The 15631-nt window shown below is 73.0% G+C and carries 15 protein-coding genes and 1 pseudogene; 6 read left to right on the plus strand and 10 right to left on the minus strand.

Annotation, left to right across the window (positions count from 1 at the left end; all coding sequences use genetic code 11):
• Nucleotides 1-64: 64 nt before the first annotated feature.
• On the plus strand, nt 65-1195 hold the full coding sequence (locus tag F7P10_RS09110; protein ID WP_151008941.1) for a 4Fe-4S dicluster domain-containing protein: 1131 nt from the start codon (nt 65-67) through the stop codon (nt 1193-1195).
• A gap of 120 nt (nt 1196-1315) precedes the next feature.
• On the opposite strand, the gene F7P10_RS09115 is transcribed toward F7P10_RS09110, so the two are convergent.
• A complete protein-coding gene (locus F7P10_RS09115) occupies nt 1316-2200 on the minus strand; it encodes a universal stress protein (RefSeq protein ID WP_151008942.1) in 885 nt (294 codons plus the stop codon).
• A 166-nt stretch (nt 2201-2366) separates the two neighbouring features.
• Between F7P10_RS09115 and F7P10_RS09120 the strand changes: the two genes are divergently transcribed.
• Nucleotides 2367-2792, plus strand: coding sequence for a universal stress protein (locus F7P10_RS09120; RefSeq protein WP_254716509.1), 426 nt, complete (start codon nt 2367-2369; stop codon nt 2790-2792).
• Between the two features lie 255 nt (nt 2793-3047).
• On the opposite strand, the gene F7P10_RS09125 is transcribed toward F7P10_RS09120, so the two are convergent.
• The 5 genes and pseudogenes from F7P10_RS09125 to F7P10_RS09145 all read right to left on the minus strand — a co-directional run bounded on the left by F7P10_RS09125 (nt 3048) and on the right by F7P10_RS09145 (nt 8561).
• Nucleotides 3048-3299 (minus strand): DUF1876 domain-containing protein, encoded by a 252-nt coding sequence (locus F7P10_RS09125; RefSeq protein WP_151008944.1) that lies wholly within the window; start codon nt 3297-3299, stop codon nt 3048-3050.
• A gap of 150 nt (nt 3300-3449) precedes the next feature.
• The gene (locus F7P10_RS09130; RefSeq protein ID WP_254716510.1) at nt 3450-4733 is read right to left on the minus strand and encodes an HAD-IC family P-type ATPase; all 1284 of its coding nucleotides are present in this window, start codon (nt 4731-4733) and stop codon (nt 3450-3452) included.
• Nucleotides 4734-4819: 86 nt separating this feature from the next.
• Nucleotides 4820-5011, minus strand: a pseudogene (locus tag F7P10_RS44125) (cation-transporting P-type ATPase); the annotation flags it as partial.
• Nucleotides 5012-5047: 36 nt separating this feature from the next.
• A complete protein-coding gene (locus F7P10_RS09140; protein ID WP_151008945.1) occupies nt 5048-7699 on the minus strand; it encodes a bifunctional GNAT family N-acetyltransferase/acetate--CoA ligase family protein in 2652 nt (883 codons plus the stop codon).
• Nucleotides 7700-7709: 10 nt separating this feature from the next.
• Nucleotides 7710-8561 carry a universal stress protein gene (locus tag F7P10_RS09145; RefSeq protein ID WP_151008946.1) on the minus strand — a complete coding sequence of 284 codons (852 nt, stop codon included), beginning with the start codon at nt 8559-8561 and terminating at the stop codon, nt 7710-7712.
• A gap of 201 nt (nt 8562-8762) precedes the next feature.
• Between F7P10_RS09145 and F7P10_RS09150 the strand changes: the two genes are divergently transcribed.
• Together F7P10_RS09150 and F7P10_RS09155 are read left to right on the plus strand one after the other, a co-directional pair.
• Nucleotides 8763-9293 (plus strand): flavodoxin domain-containing protein, encoded by a 531-nt coding sequence (locus F7P10_RS09150; protein ID WP_151008947.1) that lies wholly within the window; start codon nt 8763-8765, stop codon nt 9291-9293.
• Between the two features lie 39 nt (nt 9294-9332).
• Nucleotides 9333-9764, plus strand: coding sequence for a pyridoxamine 5'-phosphate oxidase family protein (locus tag F7P10_RS09155; protein ID WP_151008948.1), 432 nt, complete (start codon nt 9333-9335; stop codon nt 9762-9764).
• Nucleotides 9765-9769: 5 nt separating this feature from the next.
• On the opposite strand, the gene F7P10_RS09160 is transcribed toward F7P10_RS09155, so the two are convergent.
• From F7P10_RS09160 to F7P10_RS09170, 3 genes are all read right to left on the minus strand, one after another.
• The gene (locus F7P10_RS09160; RefSeq protein ID WP_151008949.1) at nt 9770-10618 is read right to left on the minus strand and encodes a universal stress protein; all 849 of its coding nucleotides are present in this window, start codon (nt 10616-10618) and stop codon (nt 9770-9772) included.
• A 10-nt stretch (nt 10619-10628) separates the two neighbouring features.
• Nucleotides 10629-11045: an OsmC family protein gene (locus F7P10_RS09165; RefSeq protein ID WP_151008950.1), complete on the minus strand. Its 417-nt coding sequence runs from the start codon at nt 11043-11045 to the stop codon at nt 10629-10631.
• 114 nt (nt 11046-11159) lie between these two features.
• The gene (locus F7P10_RS09170; RefSeq protein WP_151008951.1) at nt 11160-12878 is read right to left on the minus strand and encodes a GAF domain-containing sensor histidine kinase; all 1719 of its coding nucleotides are present in this window, start codon (nt 12876-12878) and stop codon (nt 11160-11162) included.
• 139 nt (nt 12879-13017) lie between these two features.
• On the opposite strand from F7P10_RS09170, the gene F7P10_RS09175 reads away from it, so the two are divergent.
• The gene (locus F7P10_RS09175; protein WP_151008952.1) at nt 13018-13713 is read left to right on the plus strand and encodes a response regulator transcription factor; all 696 of its coding nucleotides are present in this window, start codon (nt 13018-13020) and stop codon (nt 13711-13713) included.
• 145 nt (nt 13714-13858) lie between these two features.
• Here the strand turns inward: F7P10_RS09175 and F7P10_RS09180 are convergent, their stop codons facing one another.
• Nucleotides 13859-14884 (minus strand): hypothetical protein, encoded by a 1026-nt coding sequence (locus F7P10_RS09180; protein WP_151008953.1) that lies wholly within the window; start codon nt 14882-14884, stop codon nt 13859-13861.
• A gap of 211 nt (nt 14885-15095) precedes the next feature.
• Between F7P10_RS09180 and F7P10_RS09185 the strand changes: the two genes are divergently transcribed.
• Nucleotides 15096-15614, plus strand: a complete 519-nt coding sequence (locus F7P10_RS09185) for an HPP family protein (RefSeq protein ID WP_176611366.1) — start codon at nt 15096-15098, stop codon at nt 15612-15614.
• Nucleotides 15615-15631 lie beyond the last annotated feature (17 nt).

Here is a 15631-nt window from a genome sequence, read left to right on the forward strand (position 1 = left end):
TGCACACCGCGCCCGCATCACCCGCACCCGGCGCGCCGCGGCCGCGTCCCGGGGGCCGACGGTCATGACCGCTCTGGAACTCACCGATCTCGGTCCGCTCTTCGACGCGCTCGGGCGGGCGGGCTACACGGTCATCGGACCGACCGTGCGTGACGACGCGATCGTCCTCGACCAGCTGGCGTCCGCCGGCGAACTGCCGCACGGATGGGGGGTCGCGCTCGCCCCCGGCGGCTACCGGGTCCGCCGACGCGACGACGGCGCCGCGTTCGCCCACGCGGCCGGGCCGCAATCCTGGAAACCCTTCCTCCACCGGTCCCGAGTCAAGCTCTGGGAGGCGGACCGGACCGACGGCTTCACCGTGCGGGAACCCGAACCCGAGCGGCCCCGCCTGGCGTTCTTCGGGGTGCGGCCGTGCGATCTGCGTGCCATCGCGATCCAGGACCGGGTCCTCATGGGCGGCGAACACGTCGACCCGTCCTACGCCGGCCGGCGCCGGGACAACTTCATCGTCGCCGTCAACTGCACCGAACCCGGCGAGACCTGCTTCTGCACCTCCATGGGCACCGGACCGGAGGCGGGCCCCGGCTACGACCTCGCACTCACCGAGCTGATCGACGGCAACGGTCCCCGATACGTCGTGGACGTCGGAACCGGGATCGGCGGCGCCGTCATGGACGATCTCCGTCCGTCGTCCGCGGCGCCGGAGGACGTGGAGCGTGCCCGCACCGAGGTCACCGCGGCGGCCGACCGGATGGGCCGGGAGATGCCCCCGCCACCGGACCTGCACGACCTCATGGCCGCCAGCCTGGACGCCGAGCGCTGGGACGACGTCGCCGAACGCTGCCTGAGCTGCGGCAACTGCACGATGGTGTGCCCGACCTGCTTCTGCACCCGGGTCACCGACACCACCGACCTCACCGGTGACCACGCCGAGCGCTGGCAGCTGTGGGACTCCTGCTTCGACCTCGACTTCTCGCACCTGCACGGCGGGGACGTGCGCGCCTCCCCCCGAAGCCGGTACCGGCAGTGGCTGACCCACAAGGTCGGCACCTGGCACGACCAGTTCGGTTCCTCCGGCTGCGTGGGCTGCGGCCGCTGCATCGTCTGGTGCCCGGTCGGCATCGACATCACCGAGGAAGTCTCGGCCCTGCGGGAGGAAGCCGCCGAGCGCGGGGGCGTCCCAGGGCACCCGTGATCGGAAACCGGCCCCGGCCCGCCTCCAAGAACCCACCGACGGCACGGCCGACACCTCTTCGCGCCCCCCGCGAGTCGGAAGGCGGAGTTTGGGTGGTCACGACGTCCACGTGGACATCCCTCAGGCTTCCTCGGGATGGTCCCGGACGCTCTGTCGGCGGGCACCCGACCGGGGGACGACCGCGACCGGGCAGTGCGCGTGGTGGACGGCTCCGTGGCCGACCGAGCCCAGCCGCGGAGCGGTCCAGTCGCGCTCGTGGACGCCCGTCACCAGCAGGCGAGCACCGCGCGAGGCGCTGATCAGCGCGGAAACCGGGTGGTCGTCGACGACCTCTTCCACCACGTCGATCCGCGGGGAGGTCGGTCGCGACCGATCGACCACAGCCGCGACCCTCTTGCGCACGTCCGCCTCGATCGCCCCTTTCTCGGGCGCGAAGCCCTCGTACGGCGGGCACGGTGACCACGCGTGGACGACCCGCAGCCCGGTCCGGTGGAGGACCGCGGCATCGAAGGCGTAGCGCAGGGTGGTCTCCTCGTCCTTCGCCGGGTCGAGGCCGACCACCACGTCTCCGCGTTCGGCGGTGTCGCCCCGCACGATGATCAGCGGAACCGGGGTTCGCGCCGCCATCCGCAGGCCGGTGGACCCGAGAAGCAGGCCGGTGAAGCCCCCGTAGCCCCGGTTGCCCAGAACCAGCTCGAAGGCGTGCTCGGCCTCCTGGCGCAGGGCATCGGACGTGCGCTCGGCCACCAGCCTCGTCGTCGTCTGCAGGTCCGGGTGCCGCCGGTGCACGCGCTCCGCCGCCACGTCGAGGACCCGATGACCGATGATCGCCATGCGCTCCACGGCTTCGGGCGGCGCGAACATCGGCACGCGCCGGGGCCACGGGTCCACGACGTGGACGAGTTTCAGGGGCCGACGGCGCCGGGCGGCCTCACCGGCCGCCCAGTCGAGCGCCCTGTTCGCGCACTCCGACCCGTCGATACCGGCCGCGACCGGTTCGCACATGTCCACTCCTCGCTGGTGCGTCGACGCCCCCGGATCCCGGTCGAGATCCGAACTTCCGCGGTTCGGTGAGCGGCGGGGCATCGGCTTGGGCCCGGCCGTACTGGGCAGACAGGGGGAACGGCAGCAGAACGAGAGGGGGCATGCTGTGAGCGGCAAGGATTCCGCCGTGATCGTGACCGGTGTCGACGCATCGCCGGCGAGCCTGGACGCGCTGCGCTGGGCTTCCCGGCAGGCCGAGCTGACCGGTGCGGAGCTGCGCGCGGTCTCGGCCTGGCGCCTGCCCTCCTTCGGTTACCCCGTCGAGTACGTCGACGAGAACATCGAAGGCGCGGTCGGTGAGGAGCTCGAACGCGCGGTGCGGGAGGCACTCGGCAGGGAGCCGCGCGTCCCGGTGACCAAGGTCGTGGTCCAGGGACATCCGGCGCCCGTGCTGGTCGAGCAGTCCGAAGGGGCCGAGTTGCTGGTGGTCGGCTCGCACGGCCGGGGCGCCTTCGCGGGGATGCTGCTGGGGTCGGTCAGTGCCCACTGCGTTCATCACGCCCGGTGCCCGGTCGTGGTGGTCCGCCACCCGGCCGCCGGTCCCGCCGCATAAGGTGCCCTGCCCGTCGACGCCAGGTCGATGCAACCTGCCATGCGCTTCCTACACCTTCCCTCGGCCAGGAATCGTCGTTGATCTCGCCCGTCTGGCACGCAGCGGCACCGAGTCGGGGCGGACGTACCCTGAACACGGTGCGCGATGACTCTCGGCCGCGAACTTTCTGCTGTCTTTAGGCTGCTTTCTGCAGTCTTCAAGCTGGGTGCGTGACGTCCATCCGCACGCACGACGGCGAGGTACGGGAGGTGCCTGTCATACCGGGGAGATGAGTTGATCGATGTCCTCTCTCGCCGCAACGCGCAGGCGTCCCGCCAGGTCGGCCAGGGCGCGGCTCGCGGCCAACTCGTCACCGATCTCCGGAACTTCGGGATCGGCGGGGTTGCGGCGCGCCCGCCCCTCTCCCACCGTTCTGTGCCCGGCGCCGGTGAACAGGATCGCGCGCGCCACGGTGTCCGCGCCGTCCTCGTTGATGTAGATCCCCACGTCCCATCTCTTGGCTTCCATAACGCCTCCTCAACGTTGCTCCTCCATGGTCGGCGGCGGGAGAGCGGGCGTGTAGGGGCGAAGGTCCCGAAGGGCCGCCGTCACCTCGCCGCCACGGCCGCGGCGAGCAGCCCGGAGGACGGCGCGGCCCCGGGCCGAACGGCGCGGTCGTCATCGCTCACCGATACGACCTCGTGCCCGGCGGCGCGCCCGGCGGCGGAGTTCGTCGGTGCCCCAGACGATGACAGGGAACGCGGCAACGATCGCCAGGACGTCGGCGGGCAGAGCGGCGGTGCCGAACAGTCCCTGCAACGGCGGCAGGTAGATCAGGGCGGCGGCGAAGGCGAGTTCGAAGGCGATGCCGCCCAGCAGCAGCGGGTTGGTCAGCAGGCCGACCCGGCGCAGGGACGCGTGATCGGTGCGGGCGGCCATGGCCGTCCCCACCTGGCAGGTCACCAGGCCGGCGAAGGTGGCCGTGGTGGCCGCCAGGTACGCGTCATGGAGCGGGCTGCCGCCTCCGGTGTCGTCGCCGGGGCTCCACCCCGCCTTCCACAGGACGTAGAAGAAGGGGATCAGCACCAGGACCGCGGACACGACGCCCAGGTAGCCCCAGGCGCGGATCAGCATGTCCCGGGTGATGACGCCCTCGGATGAGCGTCGGGGCGGCCGACTCATGATGCCTGGTTCGGCGGGCTCCCGGCCCAGGGCCAGGGCGGGGACGGTTTCGGTGCCCAGATCGATCGCGAGGATCTGCAGGACCGTCAGCGGCAGCGGGACGAGCCCGCCGCTCAGCGCGAAGATCAGGAACGGGACGACCTCCGGGACGGCGTGGGCGAAGATGTACAGGATGAACTTGCGGACGTTGTCGTAGACGCGCCGCCCGGACTCGATCGCGGTGACGATCGTGGCGAAGTCGTCGTCGGTGAGCACCATCGCGGACGCCTCGCGGGCCACGTCGGTGCCCGAGCGGCCCATCGCGACGCCGATGTGGGCCTGGTGCAGCGCCGGGGCGTCGTTGGCCCCGTCACCCGTCATCGCGACGATCTTGCCGTGGGCCCGGAGCGCGTCGGCGATCTTGAGCTTGGTCTCCGGAGCGGCGCGGGCGAACACGATCTCGAGGTCGTCGCCGAGGAGTTCGTCCAGGCGGTGGTCCGTCATGCGTTCCGCGTCGGGCACCACCGCCAGGCGCGGAGCGCCGATCCCGACCTCGGCGGCGACGGCGGCGGCGGTCGTGCCGTTGTCGCCGGTCACGATGTGGACCCGGAGTCCGGCGTCGGCAGCGAGGACGGCCGTCTCGTCGTCTACGCCAAGGGTGCCCCGGAGGCGGTCCTCGAGCGCGCCGTCGGCTCGGCGGAGGACCACGCTCGGGTCCGTACGGCCGTGGACGAACTGGCCCGGCGCGGCCTGCGGGTACTGGCCGTGGCGGCCCGCGAGCTGCCCGCGGGCGCCGGCCACCGTGCCGGGGCGGCGCGAGGACGCGCCAGACCGCCCGCCGCCCACAGCAGCAGCGCCAGTGGGTGGGCCAGCTGGCGGAGCAGGCTGCGTGCCGGCGAGGTCGTCCGGGCCTGCTGGACCCGGTTGGGCCCGTGGACGGCCAGCCGCCGCGCGGCCTCGCGTTCCGAGAGCCCCCGCGGCCCCGTACCGAGCTCCTCGCGCAGGAGCGGGAGCGGTTCTCGCGGATCGGCGGCGAGCCGACCGGCCGCCTCTTCGGCGCTTCTCGCGTGTCGTGTCATGGTGGCTGCTCTCGCGCCGCCCCGGCACGGCGGCCGTCAGCGGAGCCGGCGCAGGTAGGGGTCCCAGGTCCGCCGCGGGGTGAGGTGGACGCGCGCGTCGACGGCCACAACGCCGTCCGGCCGGACGATCGTGGGGTTGAGGTCCAGTTCCGCGATCTGCGCGTGGTCGGCGGCGAGGCGCGACAGCCGCGTCAGTGCGGCCTTCAGCGCGGCGACGTCTCCCGCCGGGCGACCGGGGTGCCCCAGCAGCAGCGGCGAGAGCCGGACGCCGTGCACGAGTTCGTCGGCGTCGGCGTCGGTCAGCGGGGCGAGGCGTGCGGTGCGGTCGGCGAGGGCGTCGGCGTCGACGCCGCCGGCGCCGAAGACGACGACCGGCCCGAAGACCTCCTCCTGCACCGCGCCGCAGAGCACCTCGACGCCGTCGGCGGCCATCGCCTGCACCACCACGCCGCGCAGCCGCGCTCCGAATCGCGCGGCCAGTTCCCGGTGGGCGGCGCGAACGGCCGCCTCGTCCCGCAGGCCGAGCCGGACGCCGCCGGCCGCCCTCTTGTGCAGGACGCCCGGCACGTCGGCCTTGAGCACCACCGGCCCGGTGAGCTCCGCGAAGGCTCCCGCGGCCGCCTCCTCGCCGTGGACGAGCCGCCAGGGCGCGAGCGGCAGCCCGTAGGCCTCCAGGAGCCGGAACGTCTCGGCGGGCGGCAGCCACCCTCCGTCCTCGTGGCCGGCCAGAAACGCGCCGATGATCGCGTTCGCACGGTCTGGCCGGATCCCGGGCGGCACGGTCCGCGTTCCGGACTCACGGTTCTTTCGTCGGGCGTACGACCAGGCGTTCGCCAGCGCCCGGACGGCGCGTTCGGGGTACGGGTAGACGGGCTTGTCCGTACGGACCACGACGTTCTCCGCCTGCCCGAGGTCGACCATCGCCACCGGCTTGTCACAGCGGGGCACGGCGGCCCGCAGGTCACCGAGGGCGGTCGGGACGACCAGGACGACCAGCGCGTCGACGGACTCGTCGGCCGCGACCGTCTCGACCGCCCGCGCGTACCGTTCGGCGGGAATCCCGGCGGTGGTGTCCACCGGGTTGGCGGTCGCCGCGGCGGCGGGGAGCAGATCGCCGAGCCGCCCCCGCACCGCCGGCCCCAGTTCGGAGACCGACAAACCGGCGTCGGCGCAGGCGTCCGCGGCGAGCACTCCGGCGCCGCCGGCGTTGGAGACGATCGCGACGCGGGGCCCGGCGGGCAGCGGCGAGCACGCCAGCAGCGCGGCGGTGTCGACCAGTTCACCGAGATCGTCGGTGGCGATGATGCCCGCCTGCTCGAACAGGGCGCGGCGCGTGAGCTCGGGCGTCGCGGCGGCCGCGGTGTGGGACGCGGCGGCGCGCTCACCGGCCGCCGAACGTCCCGCGAGGATCGTCAGCAGCGGCATGCGGGCCGAGACGCGACGGGCCGTGCGCGCGAACTTGCGCGGGTTGCCGAACGACTCCATGTGCATGATGCCGAGGCGCGTCGTCTCGTCGGACTCCCACCACATGAGCATGTCGTTGGAGCTGACGTCGTACTTGTCCCCGACCGAGGCGAACGACGACACTCCGATGCCGAGCCGGGACAGCTGCTCGATCAGCGCGATGCCGATCCCTCCGGACTGCACCACCACTCCGCAGACCCCGGGACCGGGGCGGCTCGCGGCGAAGGTCGCGTCGAGACGCGTCCCGCTGTCGGCGATTCCCAGGCAGTTCGGGCCGACGAGACGCATCCCGTGCGCGCGGCAGACGGCGAGGAGCTCGGCGCCCTGCGCGGCCGTCAACGCGGAGCTGACGACGACCAGGCCCCGGGCTCCTCGATGGCCGCACTGGTCGGCAGTGTCGACGACGGCGGCCGCGGGCACGGCGATGACCGCCAGGTCGGGACGCTCCGGCAGCTCGGCCGGGGACGCCACGCATGCCGCCCCGTGCAGCGTCCGTCCCGCGGCGTGCGGGTTGACCGCGTGCACCGTGCCCTCGAAGCCGCCCAGCCGAAGGTTCTCCAGGATCGCCGCGCCGACCGTCCCGTCCCGGCGGCTCGCTCCGACGACCGCGACCGCACGTGGCCGCAGAAGCGCTCGCAGGCTCGCCACGTCCGCGCTGCGTTCCCGTTCGGCGACCGCGTCGAGATAGGTGTCCCCCGAGGTGAGCGGCAAGGTCAGCTCCACGACCCCGGCCGTCGCGCGGCGCCGTGCGGGCAGCCCGGCGTCGGCGAACACGCGCAGCATCGGCGTGTTCTCCGCGAGCGAGTCGGCGCGGAAGGCCGCCATCCCGTTGGCGCGCGCCAGCGAGCCCAGGTGCTCCAGCAGCAGAGTGCCGACACCGCGGTGCTGCATGCGGTCGGCCACGGCGAGCGCCAGCTCCGCCTCTCCCGGCACATCGGCCGGTTCGTACTCGGCGACGCCGACGAGCTCGCCGTGCGACCACGCGCCCAGCGCCGCGTGGTCCGGGCCGGGGGCGCGGCAAAGGCGCCGCGCCAGCCGATCCGCCATCGCCCGGTTGAGGGCGAAGAACCGCCGGTAGAGACTCTCGTCGGACAGCCCCGCGTGCAAGGCGCGCACGGCCTCGCCGTCCCGCTCGGTGATCCGCCTGATCTCGACCTGTTCCCCGTCGCTCAGCAACGCGAAGACCCGCTCCGGGGCTCCTCGTCCGGTCGCCCGCGAAGTCATCGGCCCGCCCTCACGAGGACGGGACCACGGCGATCGGGCACGGGGCGTGGTGCACGGCGCCGTGCCCCACCGCGCCCAGCGCCGGCAGCGGACGCCGGTGCCGGTGCGCACCGACCACCAGCAGCCTCGCGTTCCGCGCGGCCTCCACGAGCGCCGCCACCGGCTGCTCGCAGCGCAGCTCCTCGACCACCTCGACCTCGGGATGACGCGCCCGATACGGGGCGACGAGCCCGGCCAGGGCCTCCCCGAGCTCCACCCGCGTCTGATCACGATCCAGGGCGGTGACGGTGGGCTGCATCGACGGAGGCAACTGCCACGCGTGCACGATCCGCAGCCTCGCCTTGTGCAGGAGGGCCGCACCGAAGGCGTACTCCAGGTTCTCCTCCATGCCCCGCAGCAGGTCCACGCCCACGACGATCTCCTCGCCGTCGTCGCGTCCGCGCACGATCACCACCGGGATCGGCAGGTGCCCGGCCATCCGCAGCCCGTTCGAACCGAGCAGCAGCCCCGTGAAACCGCCGAGCCCGCGGCTGCCGAGGACCAGTTCGAACGCGTCCTGCGACTCCCGGCGCAGGACGATCGGCACGGCATCGGCGATGATCGCCGTCGTGATCTCCAGATCCGGCCACCTGTCCAGGACGCGTCCTCGGGCGTCCACCACCGCCTTGCGTCCGGCGGTGGCCATGTAGTCGTCGACGGCCCCGGGCGCGAACAGCGGTGCGCCGAACGAGTAGGGCCACAGCTCCACGGCACGGACGATGTGCAGGGGCCGTCCCCGGCGGGCGGCCTCACGCGCCGCCCACTCGACCGCCCGGTCGGCGCATTCGGACCCGTCCGTCCCCACCACGATGCGTTTCGACATGCCTCCTCCTCCGACGCGGTCGCCCCGAAGCCGCGGTGCCGACGCGGTGCCGACGCGCCTCCGGCAACGCTGTCCAGCCCACCAGCCGGTCCGCTCGGTTCACAGGGGCCGAACGTCCCGGAATCCGACCCGTGACCAGGGACCTTCGCCCCTGCACGCCCGGACGCCGACTGCGCGAGCGTGGCTAAGAGGAGGTGTGGGATGAACGTTCTGATCGCGTACGCGAGCGTGCACGGATCCACCGCGAGCATCGCCCACCGGATCGGCGAGGTGCTGGCCGGGCACGGTGAACGGACGGAGGTCCGGCCCATGGACGAACTCGGCGACGGCGTCCACGGCCACGACGCGTTCGTCCTCGGGAGCGCGGTCCACGAGATGACCTGGCTTCCGCCCGCCACCGAGTTCGTCTCGCGGAACCGGGACGTGCTCGCCGACCGTCCCGTCTGGCTGTTCAGCGTGGGGATGCCGGCCGCGCTCCGTGAGCCGTGGCGGCGCCTGGCTCCCAAGGAGGAGAGCGACATCACCGAACCGCTGCTGCGGCTGCTGACCCCCGAAGGGCACCGGTTGTTCTCCGGAGTGATCCGTCCCGAGCACCTGCCGCGTTCGGGACGCCTGATGTTCAAGGCGCTCGGCTTCCGGTACGGCGACTACCGGGATTGGGACGATGTCCGGCGCTGGGCCGAGGAGATAGCGCGCAGCCTGGCCGCCGACCGCCGCGGCGCCGCACTCTGAGGCCCGGCTCCGACGATCTCCGAAACCTGGACGGACATCATGGACGACCTGCTGAGGCTCGACGAGAAGACTTGCATGTCGCTGCTGCGCGACGCCCCCGTCGGGCGCGTCGCGTGGGCGGACGACGACGGCCGCGTCACCGTCCTTCCCGTCAACCACGTGGTCGACGGCGACTCGCTGGTGTTCAGCACTGCCGAAGGCGGCAAGCTGGAGGCCGTCCGCGCCGGACGGGCGCTGACCTTCGAGGCGGACGATCTCGAGCCGGCGCTCGAGACGGCGTGGAGCGTCCTCGTCACCGGCGCCTGCGAGATCATCATCGACACCGCCGAGGCGGAACGTGTTCGCGCCCTCCCCCTCCATCCGTGGCCGCGTTCCCCGAAGGCCTTTCTCGTGCGCCTGGTCCCGCACGGCGTGACCGGGCGCCGCATCCCGCTGCGGCCGGGCGGGGTTCTCTGGGAAACCGCCGGCTGACGAGCTCAGGAAACGGTGGACGGGATCACCGCGACCGTGCAGGGTGCCCGCCGGACGAGGGCGTCGGTGGTCGCGCCGAGCTCCAGTTCCACGACCTCGCCCGTCCCGCGGTCACCGACGACGATCACGGCGGCCTGGCGCGCCGCCGCGAGCATGGCCTGCCTCGGAGAGGTCGTCCTCAGCACCGTTCGCGCCTCGACCCGCGGGTACTTCACCAGCCAGGGCGCCACGGCCCGTTCGAGCACCGCGCCGCAGACCCGCCGGAGCTCGTCCTCGTCGTCGAACAGCGACAGGTCACCGTCCGGCGGTGCGCCGGGCTCCCAGCATCCGTAGACCGCGTGCAGCGGCCGCTCGCGCAGCGCCGCCTCCTCGAACGCGAACCCCAGCGCCGCGTCCGCACCGGCCGAGCCGTCCACGCCGACCACGATCGGTCCGCCCGTCGGCGGACGCACCGCGACCACCGGACGGTGCGCCCGAGCGGGCAGCCGCAGCGCCACGGAACTCGCGGGCATCCCGTCCGGCCGGTGCGATCCGATCACGATCTGCTCCGCCTCGCGCCCCTCGTTCAGCAGTGCCGAGTAGGGGCCGCCCTCCAGCAGCCGGCCGCGGATCTCGAGCGCGGGTGCGCCCTCCTCGACGAGGGAGACACCGTGGTCCAGCAGCTGCCGCCCCATGCGTTCGACGGCGTCGACGCCATCGTGGTCGGTGTGGGCGAGCGGATAGGGCCGGCGCCACGCGTGGCAGACGGTCAGCGGGAGATGGCGCATCACGGCTTCCCGTGCACTCCAGCGCAGCGCACGTTCGCTCTCGGGAGTGCCGTCGTAGCCGACGAGCACGTGAGTTCCAGCGAACATGGCGACGTCCTCATGCCACCGCGGGGACGGCCGGCTCGACATGGACGCCGATGCGCGGAGGATCGTCGATCGAGTTGCGCACCGTGCAAGCCTCCACGGCCGCGCGGAACCCGGCGGAGTCCTCGGGCGACAGCGGCAACGGCGGCCGGACGTCGAGCCCGACGCGCGTGACGCGGGGCGGGTTTCCCGGTGCCATGGCGAAGTCGGCGGTGACCTCGAGCCCGTCCGCGGGCAGTCCTCGCCGGACGAGGTACCCCCTGCCATGGTGCGCCGCGCAGGCCGCGAGCGCGGCGACGAACAGTTCGACGGGGGTCGGACCGCAGTCCAGACCGCCCGAGGTGTACGGCTGGTCGACGTTCACGACATGATCGCGGACGATGACGGCGAAAGCGGTCTTCTCCCGGTGCAGGACCGTCATGCTGTTCATAGCGCTCGCCTCCCGTGGCGTCGCCGCGGATCGGTTCTCGCCCCCAAGCCTCGTCCGGCGGCGTTCGCCCGGAAAGAGATGAAGGTCCCGTCGTTGCGGGACTCTCGGCGCGGGTCAGGCCCCGTCCAGGGGCACCGTCCACTCGAGCATGGTGCCGCCGCCGGTCCGGGGGCGGACGGTGAACGTCCCGCCGCCCCGCTCGGCCCGTGCGCGCAGGTTGTCCAGGCCGCTGCGGCGCTCGGTCCCGGTCATCCCGACGCCGTCGTCCTCGACCCGCACCGTGAGCGTCTCACCCGCGTGGACGGTCACCGAGACCGCACCGGCGCGGGCGTGCCGCACCACGTTGGACAGCGCCTCCCGGAGGACGGCGACCGCGTGCTCACCCGTCTCGTCGTCCACGAGCGTGTCCAGCGCCCCGTCGAGCCGGACGGACGGCGGGAACCCCAGGCTCTCCGCGGCGGTGTCGATCACCGCGTGCAGGCGGCTCCGCAGCGTCCCGTGGTCGGAGGACGCCTGCAACGCGTAGATCGTCGAGCGGATCTGCCGCATCGTGGCGTCCAGATCGTCCACCGCCCGCTGCACCCGCGCGCCCACCTCCGGCTTCTGCACGATCTTGAGCGTGGCCATCAGCCCCATCGCGGTGGCGAACAGCTGCTGGATCACGGTGTCGTGCAGATCCTTGGCGATGCGGTCGCGGTCCTCCAGCAGCGCGAGCCGCTCGCTGTCCCGGCGCCGGCCCGCCAGTTCCAGGGCCACCGCCGCCTGCCCGGCGTAAGCCTCCAGAAGCTGCTGCGTGTCCTCGGGGAAGGCGTGCCCCCCGGGGCCGTTCATCGCCCAGACCACGCCCCGCGCCTGCTCGCCGCCCCCCAGCGGCACCATCAGGAGCGGGCCGACGTCGAGCGCCACCGACACCTCGGTCTCGCGCAGCTCCGCGTCGCCGTCGGCCACGCGCAGCGAGGTGCCCGTGGTGAACACCTCGCCGCCCAAGGACCCCTCGACCGGCACGGCACCGCCGCGGACCCGCTCCGCCCCGCGCCCGTCCGCGGCCACGATCTCGAACCGCTCGCCTTCCTCGTCCACCAGCGCCACGGCCGCGAGGTCCGCGCCGACGACCTCGCGCGCGCCCCGCGCGACCACCGCCGTCGCCTCCACGGGATCGGGTCCCGACAGCAGAGCCGTGGACATCTCGGCCGACGCCCTGAGCCACCGCTCCCGCCGCCGCGTGTCCTGATAGAGCCGGGCGTTCTCGATCGCGATTCCGGCGGCCGTCGCGAGGGCGGAGACCACGGCCTCGTCCTCCTCCTCGAACGCGCCGCCGCCGATCTTCTCCGTCAGATAGAGGTTGCCGAAAACCTCCCCGCGGATACGGACGGGCACGCCCAGGAAGGTGCGCATCGGCGGATGGTGGTTCGGGAAGCCGTAGGACTCGGGGTGCCGGGACAGGTCGGCGAGTCGCAGCGGGCGCGGATCCTTGATCAGCAGGCCGAGGATGCCGTGCCCGTGCGGCCAGTGCCCGATCTGCGCGATCTCCCCCTCGGTCACACCGACCGTGATGAACCGGACAAGGCGTTCCCCGTCCTCCCCCACCACCCCCAGCGCCCCGTACCGGGCCCGCGCGAGGCCGGCGGCGGCCTCGGTGATCCTGCGCAGCACCGAATCGAGGTCGAGGTCGCTGCCGATCGACACGACGGCGTCCAGCAGCCCGTGCACCCGGTCCCGGGTCGCGCGGACGGCGTCCAGCCGGGCCTGCAGCTCGCCGAGCAGGTCGTCGAGCCGCAGGTGGGGAAGGATTCCCCGGGCTCCCTCGTCGTCCGGCGGTGGTTCCTGAGGCACACTGCCATTATCGTCGCCGTCGAGGCGAATTCCACCTTCGGGACGTTGGTCCTATAGGCCGGGGACCCATGAGACCACGCGCGAAAGCAAACGAAGGGTAGCGTCCGTTTATGAGCACATGCTCAAGGGAGCTGAAGTCATGGGCGGAACGATCGAAGGCCACGACACGGTGACGGGTACGACGATCCGCGCTTTCCTCCTCGACGATCACGAGGTCGTGCGCCGGGGCGTGTCGGCCCTGCTGTCGGCCGAGGACGACATCGAGGTCGTCGGGGAGGCGGGCACGATGGAGCAGGCCCTGGCCCGCGTCCCTGCCGCCCGGCCGGACGTCGCGGTCCTGGACGTCCGCCTTCCCGACGGGGACGGCGTCACCGTCTGCCGCGAACTGCGCTCCCGTATGCCTGCCCTGGCCTGCCTGATGCTGACCTCGTTCGATGACGAGGAGGCGCTGTTCGAGGCGGTGATGGCGGGGGCCGCGGGGTACGTGCTCAAGCAGATCCACGGCTCCGATCTGGTCGGCGCCGTCCGGACCGTCGCCTCCGGCCAATCCCTCCTGGACCCGCGCAGCACCGCCCGGATGCTGGAGCGCATCCGCAGCCGCAGGGAGCGGCGGGACCCGCTGCACGGCCTGTCCGAGCAGGAGCGGCGCATCCTCGTGCTCATCGGCGAGGGATTGACGAACCGGCAGATCGGCGAACGCATGTTCCTTGCCGAAAAGACGGTCAAAAATTATATTTCCTCGATCTTTGCCAAGCTCGGCATGAGTCGTCGCACTCAAGCAGCCGCGTTCGCCGCGCATCTCGATTCCGGGCACGGTACGAACCACCTGGATTAGGCTCACCCGTCCCGCCCCAGCGGCATAAGCGGCGTATGAGAAGCGAGCTATGAGAAGCGAGCTCTCGCCGCACCGTCGTCGGGATCCTCAGGACAAAGATCCGGCCCGTCGGCGAGGTCGCCGACGGGCCGGACGACTGACTCACTCACCACCACTTCTCGTTGGTGACCTCCTCCACCGGCCTGCGGACGCCCTCCAGTCCCGGAGCGTCATCGCCCACCGCGCCGATCCGCAGCAGCGACTGCGGGTGGCGTCCGGCGCAGAAACGGGTGCGGATGAAGTCGCGGAGCTCGGGCACCTCCAGCGCCTGGGTATGGAAGGCCACCGCCAGGTCGTGCTGGTCGGCGCGCAGCAGGGCGCGCTGGAGCGACTGCCCGGCCCGGATCCAGCACGCCGGGTCGTCGGACTCGGTGACCAGCAGCATGATCAGTCCGGCGTCCCGGCCGCCCCCGCCCGCCGGGCCCGGCACGCCCCGGTCCCGCTCACGCGCGAAGTCCCGCGCGGCGAAATGCGGTTCGGTACGCGGCGTCTCCCGCGGATAGCCGCCCTCCTGGACACCGTCTCTGCGCCGGGTACCGGGTGCCGGGGCCCAGCGGGCGATCTCCGTGGCGTAGGAGGGCGTGCGGCGCTGGACATGCTCGGCCGCGTCGGTGAGCGCGGCCAGGGCGCCCGCGACATGGGCGTCCACGGCCTGGACCAGGCGGGCGCCCTCCATCTCGGTCTCGACCTCGATCCTGCGGATCACGGCGTCGGGAACGTCACCGGACACGAACCCGCCGCGGTGCGTGCGGCGCCGCCTGATCCGGCCGTGCAGGTCCTCGGTGTCGCCGTCGGGCGGCTCCCCCGGCTTCATGTAGACGTCGGCCAGCAGGTGGGGCCGGTCCGGGTCGGGGAGCAGCCGGACGTCCGGGGCGTACCCGAGCACCCGGAGCGCGAGCCGCAGGCTGTACAGCGCGGCCCCGCAGCTGATCAGCATCTCCCGGCCGGACGGATCGGCGATGTTCAGCCGCCGGTCGGCGTCCGCCCGCACGCTGATCCGCTCACCATGGACGCCGAACCGCCACGGCTGGGTGTTGTGGACCGACGGAGCCCAGACCGCGTCGCCGATCGCGCGGCGGGCGTCCCCGGCGAGCTGCTCCGGCGGCACCGGGGCGGTGATCCTGGTTCGCATGCTCACTCCTTCCGAGGTCTCCCCACCAGCCCATCAGCCCGCTCGCGCCGGAGGTCAGGGCCGAAGGTCCGTACCTGGCGGGACGTCCGCGGCCCAACGGCTCCCGGGCTCGGGACGTTCGCCCCTCACCGCCGCGGGTGCCCGCGACGCACGCTGTAAGCGCCGCGGCCGCCGACCGGGCGCCGCTCGAAGCGAAGGAGAGGTGGAGGCCATGACCGTCGACGCCCCGACCGAGTCCCGCGCCGTCGCCGAGCTCATGACGAGGGACCTGCTCGTCATCGCCGCGTCGGAGTCCGCGCTCATGGCGTGGGAGCTGATGTCCAAGGCCGGCGTGCACCATCTTCCGGTCGCCGACGAGGAGGGGGCGTTCCTCGGGGTGGTGGACGCCCAGACCGTCGCGGCCACGTGGAGCGCGTCCGGTCCCCTGCACGCCCGGCGTCCGATCACAGGACTGCTGCCGGATCGCCCTCCGCGCCCGGTGCGTCCCGACGCCCCCGTCCCGGAGGCGGCACGGGCCATGCTGGACGCCGGAGCCGACTACGTCCCCGTCACCAACGACGCGGGCGGGCTCGTCGGGCTGCTCACCGCCAGAGACCTCATCGCCGACCTCGCCGGGGTCCACCGGGAGGCCGCGCCCCCGACCGGGGGCATGCCGTCGATGTACCGGATGGAGCCCGTACTCCCTCGGCAGACGCCCCGGCACCCGGGCGGCGGCATGCCCCCGGACTGAACAAAAACGTAACGGCG

Origin of the sequence: Actinomadura sp. WMMB 499, from assembly GCF_008824145.1 — a bacterium.
In the GTDB taxonomy this organism is placed as follows: domain Bacteria; phylum Actinomycetota; class Actinomycetes; order Streptosporangiales; family Streptosporangiaceae; genus Spirillospora.

What these genes read in the sequence shown, in the direction of transcription:
- F7P10_RS09110 (WP_151008941.1), top strand. Translation starts at nt 65, where the DNA reads ATGACCGCTCTGGAACTCACCGATCTCGGTCCGCTCTTCGACGCGCTC.
- F7P10_RS09115 (WP_151008942.1), bottom strand. Translation starts at nt 2,200, where the DNA reads ATGTGCGAACCGGTCGCGGCCGGTATCGACGGGTCGGAGTGCGCGAAC.
- F7P10_RS09125 (WP_151008944.1), bottom strand. Translation starts at nt 3,299, where the DNA reads ATGGAAGCCAAGAGATGGGACGTGGGGATCTACATCAACGAGGACGGC.
- F7P10_RS09140 (WP_151008945.1), bottom strand. Translation starts at nt 7,699, where the DNA reads ATGACTTCGCGGGCGACCGGACGAGGAGCCCCGGAGCGGGTCTTCGCG.
- F7P10_RS09145 (WP_151008946.1), bottom strand. Translation starts at nt 8,561, where the DNA reads ATGTCGAAACGCATCGTGGTGGGGACGGACGGGTCCGAATGCGCCGAC.
- F7P10_RS09150 (WP_151008947.1), top strand. Translation starts at nt 8,763, where the DNA reads ATGAACGTTCTGATCGCGTACGCGAGCGTGCACGGATCCACCGCGAGC.
- F7P10_RS09155 (WP_151008948.1), top strand. Translation starts at nt 9,333, where the DNA reads ATGGACGACCTGCTGAGGCTCGACGAGAAGACTTGCATGTCGCTGCTG.
- F7P10_RS09160 (WP_151008949.1), bottom strand. Translation starts at nt 10,618, where the DNA reads ATGTTCGCTGGAACTCACGTGCTCGTCGGCTACGACGGCACTCCCGAG.
- F7P10_RS09165 (WP_151008950.1), bottom strand. Translation starts at nt 11,045, where the DNA reads ATGAACAGCATGACGGTCCTGCACCGGGAGAAGACCGCTTTCGCCGTC.
- F7P10_RS09175 (WP_151008952.1), top strand. Translation starts at nt 13,018, where the DNA reads ATGGGCGGAACGATCGAAGGCCACGACACGGTGACGGGTACGACGATC.
- F7P10_RS09180 (WP_151008953.1), bottom strand. Translation starts at nt 14,884, where the DNA reads ATGCGAACCAGGATCACCGCCCCGGTGCCGCCGGAGCAGCTCGCCGGG.
- F7P10_RS09185 (WP_176611366.1), top strand. Translation starts at nt 15,096, where the DNA reads ATGACCGTCGACGCCCCGACCGAGTCCCGCGCCGTCGCCGAGCTCATG.